An 18,066-nucleotide genomic window follows, 5' to 3' on the forward strand; every position below is an offset into this window, starting at 1 on the left:
AGCGCCTTGATATTGAACAAAATATCATCATTGGATTGTACGTAAGTTTTTTCAAAACATTTTCTATTCCAAAACCTTTATCCAAACCTGAGGTTAAATAGAGCTGTATGGTATTGACTCACCCTAAATGAAATAACGCCAGCTTTGTAAAAAAGGTGGTGTTTTATCATTGGCTGTGTGTTGCGTACGGCATGCATTTTTGGCTAACAATAGGCACTAATGCTTAATTATATAGGCGTGTTTTTATTGACACAGTTCTATGTAAACCAAGCTGTTTTTTCTCACGTAATTTACTACGTACTGTTTAGCTTAAATTTGAAACATATTCAGGTTTTTATGCAAATCAATGACACTTTTAGCGATACTTTCACTGGCATCAGCTGTATTTTTAGTTTCATTATTCGTTACTTCTGCGACTTCTCTGATACTCTCTAAACTCTCATGAATTTCTTGAGCCACTTCATGTTGTTGTTCAGCAACGGATGCAATTTGTTGGTTTAAATCTGCAATTTCATTTACTGATTCGGCAGCTAGAGAGAACCGCTGGGCAGACTCGGTACTTCTAGTCAGACACTCTTGCGCACTATCTGTTCCTTTGTTCATACTGTTAATGGCATTTTGGGCTTCCGCTTTTAAACGCACTATTAATTGTTGTATACCAACAGTGGACTCTTGTGTCCTTTGCGCTAGCGATCTCACTTCGTCGGCTACAACTGCAAACCCTCGCCCGGTTTCACCTGCTCGAGCAGCTTCAATTGCGGCATTCAATGCCAGTAAGTTCGTTTGCTCTGCAATGCCTTGAATTGAGTCGAGTACCACTCCTATATTGTTGGTTTCTGCAACTAAGTTTTCAATAACAGATGAGGCTTCGGCGACTTCATCAGCCATATTAGTGATCACATCTTGAGTGGCAATGGCTTCTTTATGACCATCAAGTACACGCTGTTTAACCGTGTCAGTTACGGTTGATGCATTACTGGCGTTTTGTGCGACTTCTTTGGTGGTGATGTTCATTTGGTTAATAGATGCCGCGACATTTTCAATATCTTCTCTTTGTTTTTCAACGTTCTTAAGCGTACGTTGCATTGCAACAAGCGCGCTCTCACTTGAACGTCCTAGACTTTCAGCGCCTAAATTGACTTGGCTGATCATACTGCTAAGTACTGATAAAAAGTGATTAAATGCGCCTGCTACGGCACCAGTTTCATCTTTGGATGAATCATCCATTTTTATGGTCAGATCACCGTCACCACTTGCAATTTGCGTTAGCCTGCTTGTCATCGTTTGGATGGGTTTACGGATCGCATTGGCAATAGTAAATGGTAAAAATGCTCCAATAACGCTAGCAAAAACAAAAATAGCAACCATCCATTTAATGGCCTCTTGTTCATCATGCTCGGCTTTTAATGCACTATTTAAGGTAAAATTTTGCACCTGTTCTAGCAGTTCAATTAATTTTTTATCAAGCTGGTCTTCCAATTCTTCAACATCATGAGATTGCGTTAACATCGCCGCTATTTGACCATTGCTGCCCAGTGTCAATACCTCATCGACCTGAACAATGAGCGTGCTGTAAATAGTTTTTATTTTTTCTAGCTCGACTAGTAGCTCTGAGAATTCATTTTTGGCTTTATCGGAATGGAGTACGGGGATAGCGATTTCAATAAAGTTTTGCACTTTAGTGATTTCTTTCGCTGTGCTTTTTACTAAGCTTTTCGTGTCATTTATGGCTTTATCAAACGTGGCACGATCTTCCATGTTTTGTTCATACCTAATGGCTTTTATCATTGCCCGCTCAAAGAGAATGGCTTGCTCTAGTTGGTGTTCGGTTACACTGGTGAGCATTTTCGTTAACGGAATGTCTTCCTCTGCAATATCTACCAATGATTTACCAATTTTATCCATCTGAGCAATGGAATAGGCCCCCATAATGGCCAATAAAAGAAATTGAGTAAAACCGAGGAAATAAATTTTTTTGCCTATATCGATTTTATGTAGCATGGTTATTCGTTCCAGTTATTGGTTGTCTCTAAAATATCGCAGCATTTTTATTGCGAAATTTTGTTGATTTGATAAATGTTCGTATGAATTTTTTGCTTGCATAAACTGGCTAAACCCTTCTAATTCTGCGACATTTTCGTTGGACAATAATTTAAATCCCATTTCCCATTGCCCAAAGCTTCTTTGGGCAATGGGCTGATAGCCAATCCGATTAATATTAGTATGCCGGTTGTCATTTTTGATATGTTCGAAGAGTGTTTTTACGTCATTTTCGGTACCTTCAAGTACTTGGATAAAGCTGCCAAAGCCATCATAAAGTAACAAGCCAGTTATCTTATTGTGCGTATTATTTCGTCGAGAAACGGCCAATAATTCTGCAAGCTGCTGCTCGTTAAAACGTTTCTGTGCTCGGCTTATATAAATTAATTCAACCATGTAAACCTCTTATTTTAACTTTGACTAATCGTTAGTGAAGTTGAGTTTAAAGTTATAAGTTGCCTAGCTGCAAAAAGCAAAATGGGTGTTACTTAAGAAAATAAAAGTCGCCATTTGCATCGATATTTACTCAGCCTTATGTTAACGCTAAAGGTACGCTCTATTTTTTATCTTGACGAATGTACAAAAAAATTAAAATCAAATGTTTAAGAGTTTTTTCTCGTTGTATTACAGATTGAACGGGTGTTAATTTTTAAGACTAAGTTCATTACCAAGTTTAGTCATAAAACGAGGTTCCTGCCAAATTTGATGTAATGAGCAAATACCGTGTGAGAGAGGTCAATGCTTAAAGAGTCAGTGCTTGTTTTACTGAGGAAGTTGTCGCTGAAAAAGGCTGTAAAGGTGAGATCAGTTGCCTGCAAAGAGGCCTTTTAACTCAGCCACTGAAAACGGTTTTTAACAGCCATATTCTTGATAACCCTTTGTATCCAGTTTGATACAAATCAACCACAAACGGATACCCTATACAGGTTGCGAACCAGATAGAGTGTTTTATGAACAAAAACACTCTCACAACAGGACACTCGCAATGAAAATCGCAATAAAAAAATCTCTCGTCGCCATTGTTGCGGCACAATTTATTGGCCTCACTGTTCATGCCGACCCGTTATGGCAACCCATTAATAAAGCAAAAAATACACCTACCAGCGAGACACAAAGTACTCATCAGTTAAGTACGTCAGCTTTGCTAAGTCGCTTGGCTGTTGAGGGGACAACCGAGGTAGCTGTACCGTTGCCGTCTGGTAAGCTGGTTACTTTTAAACTAACCCCTTCAGTGGTTATGGCGCCTGAACTCTCTCAAAAATACCCGCAAATACAAACATTTCACGGTGTACAAATTGATAACCCTGCTAATACAGGGCGTTTCGACATGAGCCCGAATGGGTTTTATGGGGTGTTTAATTTTCAGAATGAACGGGTATATATTGATCCGGTAAAAGGCACAGATGCAAGGCTTTATAGAAGTTACCGTGCAGCGGGGGCGCAAAGTGATGCAGCGCATATGACACGAAGAATGCCACGCAAGAAACTGGGGCAATATCAAGCGAAAAATACGCTTCTGAAGACGGCTGAGTTGCCAAACACCAGCATCGTATATCGCATTGCTTTAGCCACAACGGGAGAATATGCTGCATTTCATGGTGGGACCAAAGAGAAAACACTCGCGGCTATCGTCACCATGGTGAATCGCCTTAATGATGTTTATCATCGTGACTTAGCGATGACGTTTGAACTGATTGCAGACAATGATAAATTGATTTATCTCGATGCCAGTAATGACCCCTTTAAAAATACCGATGAAGACATTGATAAATTGACAGAAGTTATCAATACCGCGGTTGGCGTGGATAATTATGATATTGGTCATTTAGTGAGTACTGGTGGCGGGGGACTCGCTGGTTTTGAAGTTGTTTGCACTGATTTAAAAGCTGAGGGGCTAACAGGAAGTGAGACGCCGACCAATGATGCGTTTCATATTGATTATGTGGCCCATGAAATCGGGCATCAATTGGGGGCTGATCATACATTTAACGGCTCGTCAGGTGCTTGTGGCGGCGGGAATAGAGCCGATAATAGCGCCTATGAACCGGGCAGTGCGTCAACCATTATGGGGTATGCGGGAATTTGTGACGAACAAGATTTACAGGCAAATTCAGACCCCTTTTTCCATATTCATTCATTGGATCAAATGAATGCATTTAGTCGAATGAAAGAGGGGAAATCATGTGGTAAACACACTGAGCTGACTAACAACAAACCAGTCGTCAATGCTGGTCGTGATTATACGATTCCTGCCCGTACACCGTTTACATTAAATGGCAGTGCCACAGATGCGAATACAGATACATTGTCTTACTCATGGCAACAATTTAATTTGGGCGCAACATCATCAAGTAAAGTACAAGACAGTGAAGATGATGGTAAACGACCACTCTTTAGAGCGTTTAGCCCGATAAAGTCAGCGAGTCGCACGTTGCCAAAAATGGTGGATGTTTTGTCTGGCAATCTTAGCTATGGAGAGGCATATGCTACATCAACCCGTGATTTAGACTTTCGCCTAATTGTACGAGATGGTAAAGGTGGAGTGAGTGACGATGCCGTGAAAATTTCCGTCGTCGGTGGTGACAAGGGGTTTAGCGTACTTTCACCTGATGGCAGTTCGAAATGGCAATCAAATACGCAACTTGTACAGTGGCATACGGCAAATTCAGACAAAGCGCCGGTCTCATGTGCACATGTTAATATTTTACTCTCTTTAGATTCAGGGTTGTCTTTTCCTATAACGCTCGCAAATCAAGTAGAGAATAATGGCCAATATGAAGTGAGCCTACAAGGTCAACAAAGTGCCAAAGCGCGTGTGTTAATAAAGTGTAGTGACAATATTTTTTTTGCTGTCAACCAAGGGGATTTTACCATTAATCCAGGGCCGGATTCCCCAGTTAAACCACACATAACAGGACAAAGTCCGCTACAGTTCAATGAAGATAGCAACTTGACACTTAAGGTCTCTGATATACAGTTCGCGACAGCGCAAACAATTGATAAATTGACATTATCATCAGGTGAAAACTATACCGTCAACAACAATAGTATCACGCCAAAACAAGATTTTAATGGTGAGCTTAATATTGCTGTGACCGCGACACGTGGTCAATTAACGAGTGATGTATATATGCTTAAGGCGACAGTACTGGCCGTGAATGATGCACCAATCGCGCAAGATGATGTGCGTACTTTGGAGCATGACCAGCAAGACTCTGCAATTGATGTACTTAGCAATGACACAGATGTTGATAATGATAGCCTTAAATTGACGTTAATCGATTATATAGGCAAGGCGACGGTGAGTATTAAAAGTAACAAGTTAAGCTATACACCAGAAAAAGGCTTTTCGGGTATTGAACACATTATTTATACGGTGAGTGATGAACAAGGTGGGACTGCCACAGCGACTCTAGCAGTGACAGTCAGCCCAGCTAAAAAAACGGAAACGGGTAAGAATGAAGGGAAAAAGTCGTCGTCAGGCAGTGTGTCTTTGTGGTTGATATTTATCATGCTGTTAAGTGTCTCAACGCGTTACTATAGGGTGAAATATGATTAGAGCCATAGGTGCTGTACATGTAATCATGTTGACAGGCTGTGCTATGCAGCCTGATACATCATTACATAACACGACTGCAGTTGAACGTGTTTTGGCAGATGCCATTGAGCAGGCCAAAGCTCGTGATGACACGCGCTTACTTGCGATGCGCACCCGACGGTTGGTTATTCCGGGGTATGAGCATTTGGATAGTCATAAAATTAAGGCTCAGTGTGGCGTTAAATATCACAGAGAGAGTAAGGATACGTTAAAAGAGAATGATGATAGAAAGCAGCAACTTGTACAATATCAATTTGCCCGAGAATACAATTTGGCACTCTATCCTTATTGTTATTTAAGTCAGTAACCTAAAGTGGGTAAGAGATATTTACCCACTGTTTTTATTTTTATCCAGTGGTAAGCTTTATGCTCAGCAGTCAATTAAATAAATTGGGGTATTTGTACGTGCACAGAATTTTAATCATTGATGACGATGCTGAATTAACGAATCTAATTAGTCAGTTTTTAACACAAAATGGCTACCATGTTGATGTTATTAATGATGGTAACCGAGCTGCTGAACGCGTTGAATTACTCTTACCTGATTTGATCATCTTAGATCTTATGCTGCCAGGGACAGATGGACTGAGTATTTGCAAAACGATTCGCCCACGTTTCACCGGCCCAATTATTATGCTGACCGCGCTTGTGGATGACATTGATGAAGTAACCGGGTTAGAAGTTGGCGCAGATGACTATTTATGTAAGCCACTAAAACCACGCGTACTACTGGCTCATATTAGAGCACAATTACGGCGTCAGTCTAACCTTAATGATGTTACTCAAGAGTTAAAGTTACTTTGTGATCAAAAGCTTAAAATAGATACACGAAGTCGTCGCGTTACTTTTGATGAGCAGAATGTGGTTTTATCTAGTGCTGAATTTGATCTACTTATCGTATTAGCCGACTGTGCTGGTAGTATTATTTCTCGAGATGCGTTACATCAAAAAATATTTAAACTAGAGTACGATGCTATGGATCGCTCTATTGATTTACGGGTATCGCGGTTACGCAAGAAATTAGGCGATGATCCAAAACAGCCAACCATTATTAAAACAATAAGAAATAAAGGCTATCTCCTTGCTCTTTAATATGAAGCACATACTGATTGGTATGTTAAGTGTGATCTTACTTAATATCATCGTTGCAAGTTTGACTCAGACGCATTTGGTATATGCATTAGATAACATCATATTTGATCAATATGGTGCGTATCTCATAGAGGGTAATCGGCAAGTTCAGGGGATCATGACTTCCACATCAGATATTAATCTTGCAATATTAAAACTTAACAACCAATTCGATATAGAGGCTTATACAGCTACTCTGTCAGAGTTTAATCAAGATGTTTATTTGATGGCGCAATTGAGTGAAACGGCTGTAAATTCCAGTTTTATTGATGTTGAAACGGCAAGTATTTATTATCGAATAGCGGGCGAAGAACTTTTAGTATTAGGCCCCATTGTATTTGAAAATACGTTAACACGACTGGCAGACTGGTTACTGTGGTTAATCGCCGCGGGGTTGAATTTATTGATTGCACTGCTGACTGTATGGAGAATTAATAACAAGTATGTTCAGATATCGACTCAAATCCAACGCTTACCGATCACCTTCAACGTAAAAAATGATGTGACGAGTGAGATTGATGAAATTGAGCAGCACTTATATTTAATACAGGCACAAACCCTAGAGCGGATCAATTTACAGCGAGATTTATTGCATGGAGTGGCGCATGAGTTTCGCAGTCCTATGGCAAGGATGCAGTTTGCACTCGATATGTTAGAGGATGCTCAACCAAGTGAAAAAGCCGAGCTGACGGCAACCATTCATAAGTCTTTACAGGGCTTAGATGACTTAGTGAAAGAGTTACTATATTACGCGAAGCTTAAAGATGGCAGTGCTTTATTGCACTTTACGCCCACTAACCTTTCAGAACTGATTGACGATGCCATTGCGGTTGTTTCAGGGTTTTATCCCCATGTGACGTTTGTAAATAGTGGTAAAAATATCACTCTTGATGCCGACAGCAATCTACTAAAACGATTACTGGTGAATATACTTCGTAATGCGGGTCGTTTCGCTCATGCTCAGTGTAACGTTACAATTTTGCGTTTACATTATGAGGTTAAAATTTATATCGAAGACGATGGAATTGGCATTCCACCGGGGAAAAGTGAGCGAATATTTGAGCCATTCACCAGACTCGATCCCAGTCGTTCTCGTGATTCAGGAGGGTGTGGGTTAGGGCTTGCTATTGCCCATTCTATTGCTCAATTGCATCGAGGCCATATCTTAGTTGAAGAGGCTCAGGGCAGTGAAAACGCATTGAGCGGTGCTTGTTTTAGTTTGACGCTGCCACTCACACAATCATAAAGTGCGTTATTAAATCGATTGTTTGTGTAGAAGGAACTACACAGCACGTTGGCCGCTATATTTTATTTGTTCATCTGAAAGCCCCCTTTAAAAGCGCATCTAAGACAAGCTGATACTTTTAGGCGGGTTATGCAGTGCGTTTACCATGATGCGGTTGTTACAAATATTAAGTTTGCTTACATTTGTATTTTGCTTTGTGGTTTGTATTTCAATTAAGCTGAACTTTTCGTGTTGAAATTTAACTTAGCTAAAGGCAAGCGCAATGAAACGGAATTTTTATATATGCATTATTGTTATTATGTTGATACCGCTTATAGGGTGCGACGTAATGAATACGGTTAGTATGAAATGGGCCAATAATGGCATTACACCTACATGGTTAGGTAATCAAAGCAAAGCGGCGCTTAAGGTACGTTACATCGGCAATAAACCTCATGTTTATGCCAAAGTGAATGGCAAAGAATTACTTTTTTTACTCGATACAGGTGCAAGCTTTACTATTTTGGATAGCACTGAAAAGGTTAAGTCACTGAACTTAACAATGGGTGATAAATTAGCTGTTGGTGGTTGGGGCGATGATGGGGCGACTTCAGCCCATAAAAGCCATATTGATCACATTGATTTCGGGTCGTTTAGCTTTCAAGATGTGAATATTGCGTATGTGCCTATTATAAAAAGTAAGTACTATCTACGTGCAGATGAAGCGGTGGTAGATGGGGTCATTGGCCATGATTTAATGCAACATTTTGCGTGGACATTTGACCGAGAAACCGAAACCATCTTAGCGTCAGCAACACCTTATGTCGCACCAGTAAAAGCGCAAGCACTGCCGTTTAACCGGTTTTTAAGCAAAATCAGTGTTAATGCTCAGGCTGATTTTGGTGATGAGCATAAGGTCACGGAACCTTTTATTATTGATACAGGGTCTAGGCATTACGTTAAATTAAGTGCGCTATATGTTGAAAATAATAAGATAGAAGTCGGGCCCACGGTAACCGCGTCAGATTTTGGCTTATCGGGCCAGATGATACATACACGTTTTACTATGCCTGAGCTGCAATTAGGCAAGATTAAAATCCCGAGCGTTAAAACCAACTTAGTACCTAATGTAGATGAAGATGATTTGTGGGTGATTGGCAGTGCAATTTTTAAGAACTTTGTAACGACCATTGATTATCATACTGATACACTTTATTTGGAACAGAAGCGTCCAATTGTAGTGAGATATAACTTAATTGGTTTGGAATTACGAAAGATCCGCAGTGGCGAGTTTGTTGTACGTTATGTGATGCCAGATTTACCAACAGCGAATTTAGCTATTAACGTTGGAGATTTAATTACAAAGCTCAATGGAGTACAGGCAAAAGATATTACGCAAGAACACTGGTTAGACATTGCAGGGACCGCCGCAAAGCATACGGTTTGCTGGGTTAACGAAAACGCCAATGAGACATGCCACACAATTCAAGCCAATGCGATATTTGGCTATTCATCTTAAGGCGAGCATCTTTATTCTATCCGCGTATGATTGCAATGCATCATACGCGGACAGATGCTGAGTATTCAGAGCGCTTAGCGCTCTTTACTTGTTCGCAAACCAAGGCCTCATTTTGTAAAGCGTGTTGTCCTTTAGAATAAACTTATGTCTAAGCACGCCAGCAATATGCAAAATTACCAATGCGATTAGCGCTTTAACACAAGAAGCATGGACGAAACGCGCGGTATTAAATAAGTCTGTGTCATGATTGCCATTAAGTGCAATGCTGGCAAAAAGTTGTACTGGCAACTGATGGAAGTTGGCCGTGATGTAACCTGTAAGCGGTACTAACACCATGAGTGCGTATAAAGCATAATGGGTGAGTTGTGCGATGGTTACGAATGTTGGCGGCTGCTCATGCTTTGGCTGCTTATGCTTTAAAATGAAACGCTTGAAAAGGCGTATCATTATTAACAAGCTGATGAAAGTACCTATGCTAGAGTGGCCTATCAGCATGACACTGTGGTCAGTGTCACTCATTTGTTGGTTAAAGCCGACTAATGCAAAGCACATGAGGATAATAAGCACGGCGGATAACCAATGCAGCAATTTATAAGACCAACTATAAGAAGTCATTGTTCATCTCCAATTTAAAATAAATGGTTTAAGATTGATAGTTTAATTGATATTTTTATATAGATAATCAGGCTGAAATTTAAAAGACTGTTTTTATATATGAACAATGATTTAAACCAAATCCGTATTTTTTGCCAAGTGGCACAATTGCAAAGTTTTACTCAAGCCGCGGAATCGTTAGGTATTGAAAAGTCCACAGTCAGTAACAAAGTGAGTCAATTAGAGGCCCGCTTAGGGGTTAAGTTGTTGCAAAGAACCACGCGTTCGGTGAAATTAACCGATGAAGGAGCGCAGTATTTACAGTTTTGCCAACAGGCAATGCGCCAACTTGAGCTGGGTGAAGCACTCATTAGTGATATGCAGCAGCAAGCTGTGGGTCATTTACGCGTTGCGGTGCCTCAGAATTTTGCCGATGTTATGGCTGCCATGGTGGTTGTGCCTTTTTTATCAGAGCACCCGAAAGTCACGCTTGAAATGCAACAAGGCGCCCAGAATGTTGATCTTATTAAAGAGGGCTTTGATCTTGCTATTAGAGCCAGTTTTAGTGAAGTGGATGATTCGAGTTTAATTTATAGGAAAATTTATCAGTCTCAACGTATTTTTGTTGCGTCAGCTGAGCATGTGGCTAAATTTGGCAATGCAGCCAATATAAAGCAGTTGCGTGAGCAACCTTATATTGCAAGTTATGCCGGTGAGCGCAGTGATACGTCATTTAACCAAGTGTATGTTGATGGCCGCTGGCATACACTGCAGGCACGTTTCACGGTCAACTCAATTGCAGCCATTGTTCAGTCGATGCAAGCTAATTTGGGTTTCGCTATTATGCCAATTACCATGGTGCGAGATAAGTTAGCATCGGGTGAGCTAGTACAAATTGCCCCTCACGTTGCGTTGACGGACTCTGTCATTTATTTGGTCTACCCCAGTCGAAAAGGGCAACCCGCAAAACTCAAAGCGTTTATTGATACTCTGGTGTGTTGGGGTGATAAAATGATGCGGGAAAATCACCGACGAGCAGATTAATTAACCTCAGATTTGGGTAAGGGTTTTGGAATAGAAAATGTTTTGAAAACAAACTTATGTACAATCCAATGAGGATATTTAGTTCAATACCAAGGCGCTTTTATACAGTAATAGCGGGCTATTACAAATGAAAGCAACGCCGAGAGTGAGAAAAATAGCTTTATTGGGCAAATTCGCTTATCCAGAGCTGAGGTTAATTAATAGGGCGCTGAATATAGGCGCCTGCAGCGCCCTAATTACTTTGTAGATATGGGGCTGTAGGTGCCACTTATAGCATGTTAGGCCATGATTTAATCACCGCGGTTATACGCCATAATATTCGTTTATATAAAAATACCGATGACATCGGATACCTTTTAAACCCGATTATGCTCAGTGGTATAATCAATATCAGGCCCTAGCGGGACTATTTGTGTCGGGTTTATCATGGTGTGACTGAAATAATAGTGACGTTTTATATGATGAAAATCGACCGTGTCAGCAACTCCTGGATATTGATATAACGCACGAATGTAGTTTGCAATGTGTGGATACTGCTCCAGTTGACGTAGGTTACATTTAAAGTGGCCAAAATATACGGCATCAAATCTAATCAGTGTTGTAAATAAGCGCCAGTCAGCCTCGGTGATAGTATCACCTGTTAAGTAGCGCTGCTGAGATAATTGTGTTTCGACCTTATCTAATGCTGAAAACAAATTGTGGTAGGCAACTTGGTAAGCATCTTGGGTGGTGGCAAAGCCCGTTTTATAGACACCATTATTTATGCTGTGATAAACCAAGTTATTCATTTCATCAATGGCTGCTCTTTTTGATTCAGGGTAGAAATTAAGTGTATTGTTAGTTATATCGTTAAATGCGGTATTAAACATGCGTATGATTTCAGATGACTCATTACTAACAATACATTTTTGTTTTTTATCCCATAATACAGGCACTGTGACTCGGCCACTGTAATGTGCTGCATGGTGTGTATAAACCTGATGCATATAATCAAAGTTAAATAACTCATCACCACTGCTGTTTTTTGAGGTGTCAAAGGTCCAGCCATTTTCTAACATATCTGGACTAACGACTGACACAGAAATATGTGCTGTTAAGCCTTTTAAGGCCCTAAAAATGAGTGTGCGATGCGCCCACGGACACGCCAGAGAAACATATAAGTGATACCTACCAGATTCAGCTTTAAAGCCATTTTTACCCGATGGCCCAGCTTCACCATCATGGGTAACCCAATTACGTAACTGTGCTTCTTCACGCTCAAACTTTCCTTTACTTGTATTTGTGTCATACCAGCGGTTATGCCAAATGCCATCAACTAATAAACCCATAATATTGTCCTCTTTCCTGTCCTGATTTGATCAACTTTTTATTACAGCAACTCAAAGATTAATGCGGTTGTATCGCGATTACTTTGGTTATGGAATGTCAGTGTGTTTTCATCCGTGATTTTTGCGCCATCGCCTTCATAGAGCATGGTATGATTTATTCGTACCGTGCCTGCGATGATATGCACATAAATATTGTTGCCCATTGTTTTTTGAAAATCGAAGCTGTCAGTTGGTTTAACAATCAACTGATGTAGCTTTGCCGTTTGCTTAATTTGTAGGGTGTGGTTTTCTCCTGATGGGCTTGCAATAGTGCTTAAGCCATATGCACGACCAAAGTTTTTTTGTTGATAGCGTGGTGTATCCCCTGTTACATTTGGCGCTATCCAAATTTGTAAAAAACGTAATGGCTGGGTTTTTGAAGCGTTGTACTCGCTGTGGTATATCCCTTTTCCCGCCGACATTAATTGAAACTCTCCCGCTGATAACGTTTGAATATTGCCAGCACTGTCTTTGTGCTCTATAGCGCCTTCGAGTATATAGCTGATGATCTCCATATCGAGGTGACCGTGGGAATCAAACCCTGCACCTGGGTGAACGATATCATCATTGATCACCCGCAGTGCTGAGAAACCCATATGGTTTGGATCGTAATAGTTTCCAAATGAAAAGGTATGTTTGCTATTGAGCCAGCCAAAGTTTGCGTTTCCTCTATCTTGTGATTTTCTGACACTTAACATGTTATCTCGCCTCTCAATACGTAATAAATATAGGCACTTAAGCGAATCGATTCGCCAAATGATTGTCTAAAGCGAGTTTACCGCTACCAGAAATAACCAAAGAAGCACTGGCAGCGAGTAACGCGAGCGCAAACTCATAACCGTTATTGCTCATAAATAGACCATGGGTCAAGTGCACAGCAAAGATGGCAACGAGCATTGTGATAGCGAGTACAGATGCCGCAGGACGAGTTAATAAACCAAGTAAGATGAATAACCCGCCGACGAATTCACTACAGCCAGCCAAAAGTGCCATTAGTAAGCCCGGCGCAAGACCTATTGATGCCATAAACCCTGCGGTTCCATCTAGCCCGTAGCCACCAAACCATCCGAATAGCTTTTGTCCGCCATGCGCCATAAAAATAACGCCCACAGGCAATCGAAGTGCGAATGACGCATAACTTGAGTGAGATGCAGTTAACGTTCTGAGTAATGTTTTCATTCTATTATCCTCAATTTTTTTAAATAAAGAGTACAGCATGATTTATTCACCAAGTTGCTGTTTAAAGCCAGTATAGATATGGTAGTGTCAGTTAAAAATCGAAATGTTTTGAATTATTAGTTCAAAAAAATTGAATGTTGATTTGTAAGAAGGTGATTATGTATCCGGCTATTACTATTGAGGCACTTAAAGCGCTTGACGCGATTGATAAAAAAGGGAGCTTTGCGGCGGCAGCCCAGTCTCTTTATAAAGTGCCTTCGGCGCTAACTTACACGATTAAAAAACTGGAAGAAGATATCGGCACTGCATTATTTGATCGTTCAAAGCAAAGAGCGGTACTCACTCCTGCAGGAAAGTTGGTATTGGCACATGGTCGAGATATATTGCAAGCGACAAATGAGATGGTAGATGCAGTTGCTCAGTTAGCATCAGGGTGGGAGCGACAATTACGGATTGCACGTGATACGGTGATCCCTCCAGATATTTTGTTTGAGTTATTGGCTGAATTCACTCAGCTACCACAAAGCGTTGATGTAACTTTGAGTGAAGAAGCCTTAGGGGGCGGTTGGGATGCTTTGCACAGTAAGCGGGCTGATATTGTCATTGGTGCATCAGGAGAGCTGCCAAAAGGGTTGTTTAATACGCATAAAATATCACAGGTGCATTTTGTGTTTGCCGTTGCATCACATCACCCACTAGCCAGTGTCAGCGAGGTGATTGATATTGAACATTTAAGGCAATATCCCTCGATTGTGGTTGCAGATAGTTCGCAAGTACTCCCGGCAAGAGACAGTGGTTGGTTTAACAGTAAACAAGTGATTCGAGTGAATAGCATGAGTGCAAAGTTAATGGCTCAATTACAGGGAATTGGTGTGGGGTTTTTACCACGGCATTTAGCTGACCCTTATTTAAAAGAGGGCACTTTGATACAAAAAAAGTGTGCGATCCCTCGGCCAAATCAAGACTTATATATTGCTTGGAATAAAGGGCAAGAAGGTAACGCTTTAACGTGGTTTATACAGCGGCTTTGCCAGAGTGATTGGGCGTGCTAAGTCATTGCATTTGAAAATTAAAGACGCTTTTATTGTTTAGGTAATGTCATCGAAAAATAGAATCACAAAGAGTACGCTGAGCATTAAAATAGCGCCCTATCGAGCGTGTAAATAAGTGCACTTGTAATGCGCTGTAATCGCACATTTCCTAAGCTGTGTAATTCTTTTACTTAATATTAATGTAAAGGAAGAGCGACATGAAAGCATATATTGATAGTAATTACTTCTGTATCTATCACGCACTGAGGACAAGACTATATCAAGCAAATGGTGTCTTTTTGTTGGTAGCGATGATGTTAGTAACCGTATTTTCATCGCTTGCGCAAGCTGCGAATCATCCAATGTCAACCCCAGCAAATGATGATGGGCAAGGTAACCTTATCTACTTAGATAGACATGCGTTAGATTGTGCAAACAATGTAATAAGTTCATTGCGCTTGTTTAGACCATCAACGACGCAAATAGCGTATGCATATACGTGTACTGAAACAGGTGACATAGCTGGAGCTAGCACATATACGCCTGCAAATAGTGATGGTGCGGGCAATATCATTTATTTGGATCGACATACAGTCAATTGTGAAAACAAAGGGCTGCAATATTTACATTTAGAAAGACCAACGGGTAATACGGTTCAATATCACTATAAATGTGGTAGTAAAAGTTTAACGGATGTACAAGATTATTTTACGCCTGCAAATGCAGATGGCGGGGGCAATACGATTTACTTAGACAGGCATAATGTGAGCTGCCCAAACAATAAAGTACTGAGTTATTTAAAGTTAGAAAGACCCACAGGTAATACCATTCGATATCACTATAAATGCGGCACGTTTGATAACGGCGTAATTAACGGGTTTGTTGATGCCTTCGCGCCAGCAAACTGGAACATATCGGGTGTTGCTACAACCAATATGACGGCCGCAGCATTAACGGCATCAGTGAACTTTGGTGGTGGCGGTGTGACGGCGGCTATTACAATACCTGAGACAGGACATATTAATTTTGATTGGGCTATGACGCTCCATTCTGCAGGCCAATATGGCGATGTTATTAGGTACGTAATAAATGGTACTGCGTATGACTTATCTACAGCGGGAAGTGCCTCTGGTTCTGTTGCCAGTGTTGCTGTAGAAACAGGGGATGTATTTGAGTTTTTAACTTGGGGGACGACTCAGTCTTCAAGCTATAACGCAACGTTTGATAACTTTAGTTTTGTTCCCGAGAATCACATGTTAGCCCCGCAATGTGCTTTTTCAGGAGACAACCAAGGTCGCAATGATGTCGGTTTTTCAGGGCAAACATTCGTTTATCATAATACCAGTTATGGCTCAAATCGGTTTATGTGGGATGGTGTAAACAAAGGGGACGTACCAATTGGGACGCACTCTGTAACGGATACTCAGGGGAATGTATTTACATTCGGGGCTGAAGTATCACATCCATATGCTGACCTTTGGTATTATGAAATTTGCGTAAATATGCCTTGAGTTGCTTTGTTTATCGCAATAAATATTAGAGCAGTTTTAAAGGTATAAATAAAAGGGAGGGGTGAGCGACATTCTATGCTGTTCACCTTTCATTATTACCTGATCTTTATATAAGGTATGGGCGTCACTGTAAGCATATGGTGCTATAACTGGCTGATTAGCAAGTGCACTAGCCTATCGCATATTCAATACTGTTCTCATACGATACATCATCTCCCTATTTCGTTAGTGAATGCATGTTAGTTTGCATGGATGTAATGCGTTGTAATTGGTTTGAGGTGCTTTTTGGCTTATCTTTTTTTAGTACTTATTACCGTCACCAGCTTTTTATGCCAAGCACTTAGGGGGTTGTTTTAATGTGCAAGGACATTGGCTGGGTCATATAACCCCTCAATACTGTAAAGTTATGGAGAGTAAAATGTCTAAGGAACCACAAGTATCTTCTGTTAAACCATATAAAGAGTGGCAAGAAAATCAACCGTCTGGGCCTCAGTTCGGAATATTATCAAAGCTGCATGGCACATGGGTGAATTGGAAAGATGGGCCAAGTGGCCTACACACAACCTGCATGCCTTCACCAGGGACTTCTTCAGAAACGATTTTCGGTGTTTTCCACTTTAAATCTCAACAGTACCGAGAACAACTCAAGTTCACACGGGTTAACGCGCCGGTTCGTAACCGCGGGGGATCTAACGAGCAGTTTAATGGTGCGCTAAAATATGAAACCGCGATCATCGATAATGACAATGCTTTACAGCACTTTGAAAATGGCATGTATTTATGGCTAGGTGATAACACTATGCCTTGGCAAGAAGATAGCCCTTATCAAAACCCTCCGACTATGTTTAAGCATAGGTCGAGCGCTGAATCGGTGAAAACCGATGCCGCCGAGCCCGTAATGGGAGCCGGGGAGTTAGGGCCACAGTTCGTACCGCCACACTCAATTTCTCGCTCTGGGGTGATCCCCCATGGCACGACAATTCATTTAACCGGTCAGGTAGCGCAAAGCAGTGATGAGGGCATAGCACCAGACATTGGTGCGCTGTGGGAACAGCAGTATTTATCCATATCGCCAACGATGGGAATGGATCCAGCGCGAGATTTAATCGCAGGATCGCGTGAAAAACCTAAGTGGACCGTTCTCCCACGAGAAGATCAAGAGGGCGGAGGGGTTAATAGTGCTCGCGCTTATTTTCAGCGTATTTTTAATTATGATCAATTTGGTGCCAAATACCCCTATACCGTGCAACCTAACCTGCTGTTAACTGATGCTAATAAAAATTTGAAATTTAAAAGATTCGACTTGATTGAGCTAGATTCGCAACATGACACCGGAGTACAAGGGGCAACGGTGAATAATGTGATGATAGAACGCTATTGCCGAGTTGCTAGAATGCGGCACCGTATGTGGCTAGAAGAAATCGAAGTTAAGGGCAAAGATGGCAAGATAAAGGTGATTGATCAACTGCAATACGAGCAAATAGTGGATTTTGAGTTTATGTTTGGGTCAAGTGGTGACACGACATTATGGCCGCATATTCAAGTCAATACGTTACGTAGAGTGGAAGATATTCCGCTTGATGAGCAGCTCCCAGCTATTAAACTTCCTGAAGAAGAAGATAAAGCCACTGATGGGGCACCAGAACCTGTAGTACGTCACATGAAACACACACTCGACTAATGCGCATTTGAGCCCAGAGTATGGATGGGGTCGCCGTTGCAATATGCTGAGCTGGTTGTTTGGTGATTGATGTTGAACATGAATATCAATCACCATTTACCAGGCTTCGTTGTACATTTTGTCAGATGATTATTCTCTTGCGTACA

15 protein-coding genes are annotated in these 18,066 nt (G+C 41.1%); 9 read left to right on the top strand and 6 right to left on the bottom strand.

Annotated features, from left to right (window positions below):
- Nucleotides 1-309: 309 nt before the first annotated feature.
- Nucleotides 310-2,001 carry a methyl-accepting chemotaxis protein gene (locus J8M01_RS18160; RefSeq protein WP_211058878.1) on the bottom strand — a complete coding sequence of 564 codons (1,692 nt, stop codon included), beginning with the start codon at nucleotides 1,999-2,001 and terminating at the stop codon, nucleotides 310-312.
- A 15-nt stretch (nucleotides 2,002-2,016) separates the two neighbouring features.
- On the bottom strand, nucleotides 2,017-2,436 hold the full coding sequence (locus J8M01_RS18165; protein WP_211058879.1) for a BLUF domain-containing protein: 420 nt from the start codon (nucleotides 2,434-2,436) through the stop codon (nucleotides 2,017-2,019).
- 589 nt (nucleotides 2,437-3,025) lie between these two features.
- Between J8M01_RS18165 and J8M01_RS18170 the strand changes: the two genes are divergently transcribed.
- The 5 genes from J8M01_RS18170 to J8M01_RS18190 all read left to right on the top strand — a co-directional run bounded on the left by J8M01_RS18170 (nucleotide 3,026) and on the right by J8M01_RS18190 (nucleotide 9,513).
- Nucleotides 3,026-5,599, top strand: coding sequence for a reprolysin-like metallopeptidase (locus J8M01_RS18170; RefSeq protein WP_211058880.1), 2,574 nt, complete (start codon nucleotides 3,026-3,028; stop codon nucleotides 5,597-5,599).
- Nucleotides 5,592-5,945, top strand: coding sequence for a hypothetical protein (locus J8M01_RS18175; protein ID WP_211058881.1), 354 nt, complete (start codon nucleotides 5,592-5,594; stop codon nucleotides 5,943-5,945). Before J8M01_RS18170 ends, J8M01_RS18175 begins: the two co-directional genes overlap by 8 nt.
- Before the next feature lie 98 nt (nucleotides 5,946-6,043).
- Nucleotides 6,044-6,730: a response regulator gene (locus tag J8M01_RS18180; RefSeq protein ID WP_348772763.1), complete on the top strand. Its 687-nt coding sequence runs from the start codon at nucleotides 6,044-6,046 to the stop codon at nucleotides 6,728-6,730.
- A 1-nt stretch (nucleotide 6,731) separates the two neighbouring features.
- The gene (locus tag J8M01_RS18185; protein ID WP_211058883.1) at nucleotides 6,732-8,015 is read left to right on the top strand and encodes an ATP-binding protein; all 1,284 of its coding nucleotides are present in this window, start codon (nucleotides 6,732-6,734) and stop codon (nucleotides 8,013-8,015) included.
- A 328-nt stretch (nucleotides 8,016-8,343) separates the two neighbouring features.
- Entirely contained in the window at nucleotides 8,344-9,513 is a 1,170-nt protein-coding gene (locus J8M01_RS18190; RefSeq protein WP_211058884.1) for an aspartyl protease family protein, read from the top strand.
- Nucleotides 9,514-9,597: 84 nt separating this feature from the next.
- Here J8M01_RS18190 and J8M01_RS18195 read toward each other — a convergent pair whose 3' ends face one another.
- Nucleotides 9,598-10,128 (bottom strand): cytochrome b/b6 domain-containing protein, encoded by a 531-nt coding sequence (locus J8M01_RS18195; RefSeq protein WP_211058885.1) that lies wholly within the window; start codon nucleotides 10,126-10,128, stop codon nucleotides 9,598-9,600.
- 99 nt (nucleotides 10,129-10,227) lie between these two features.
- Here J8M01_RS18195 and J8M01_RS18200 point away from each other — a divergent pair, with 99 nt between their 5' ends.
- The gene (locus tag J8M01_RS18200; protein ID WP_210995937.1) at nucleotides 10,228-11,151 is read left to right on the top strand and encodes a LysR family transcriptional regulator; all 924 of its coding nucleotides are present in this window, start codon (nucleotides 10,228-10,230) and stop codon (nucleotides 11,149-11,151) included.
- A gap of 356 nt (nucleotides 11,152-11,507) precedes the next feature.
- Here J8M01_RS18200 and J8M01_RS18205 read toward each other — a convergent pair whose 3' ends face one another.
- The 3 genes from J8M01_RS18205 to J8M01_RS18215 are packed head-to-tail and all read right to left on the bottom strand — an operon-like array spanning nucleotide 11,508 to nucleotide 13,697.
- A complete protein-coding gene (locus J8M01_RS18205; RefSeq protein WP_211058886.1) occupies nucleotides 11,508-12,479 on the bottom strand; it encodes a glutathione S-transferase family protein in 972 nt (323 codons plus the stop codon).
- A 41-nt stretch (nucleotides 12,480-12,520) separates the two neighbouring features.
- Complete coding sequence (locus J8M01_RS18210) at nucleotides 12,521-13,216, bottom strand: pirin family protein (protein ID WP_211058887.1); 696 nt, start codon at nucleotides 13,214-13,216, stop codon at nucleotides 12,521-12,523.
- A gap of 37 nt (nucleotides 13,217-13,253) precedes the next feature.
- On the bottom strand, nucleotides 13,254-13,697 hold the full coding sequence (locus J8M01_RS18215) for a DoxX family protein (RefSeq protein ID WP_192506444.1): 444 nt from the start codon (nucleotides 13,695-13,697) through the stop codon (nucleotides 13,254-13,256).
- 158 nt (nucleotides 13,698-13,855) lie between these two features.
- Here J8M01_RS18215 and J8M01_RS18220 point away from each other — a divergent pair, with 158 nt between their 5' ends.
- From J8M01_RS18220 to J8M01_RS18230, 3 genes are all read left to right on the top strand, one after another.
- Nucleotides 13,856-14,749 (top strand): LysR family transcriptional regulator, encoded by an 894-nt coding sequence (locus J8M01_RS18220; protein WP_211058888.1) that lies wholly within the window; start codon nucleotides 13,856-13,858, stop codon nucleotides 14,747-14,749.
- 197 nt (nucleotides 14,750-14,946) lie between these two features.
- Entirely contained in the window at nucleotides 14,947-16,239 is a 1,293-nt protein-coding gene (locus J8M01_RS18225) for a hypothetical protein (protein ID WP_247671192.1), read from the top strand.
- Between the two features lie 418 nt (nucleotides 16,240-16,657).
- Nucleotides 16,658-17,920 carry a peroxidase, FMP-type gene (locus J8M01_RS18230; RefSeq protein WP_211058889.1) on the top strand — a complete coding sequence of 421 codons (1,263 nt, stop codon included), beginning with the start codon at nucleotides 16,658-16,660 and terminating at the stop codon, nucleotides 17,918-17,920.
- The last annotated feature ends 146 nt before the right edge of the window (nucleotides 17,921-18,066 follow it).

The sequence above is a fragment of the Pseudoalteromonas sp. MMG005 genome, from assembly GCF_018101015.1.
In the GTDB taxonomy this organism is placed as follows: Bacteria; Pseudomonadota; Gammaproteobacteria; order Enterobacterales; family Alteromonadaceae; genus Pseudoalteromonas; species Pseudoalteromonas aurantia.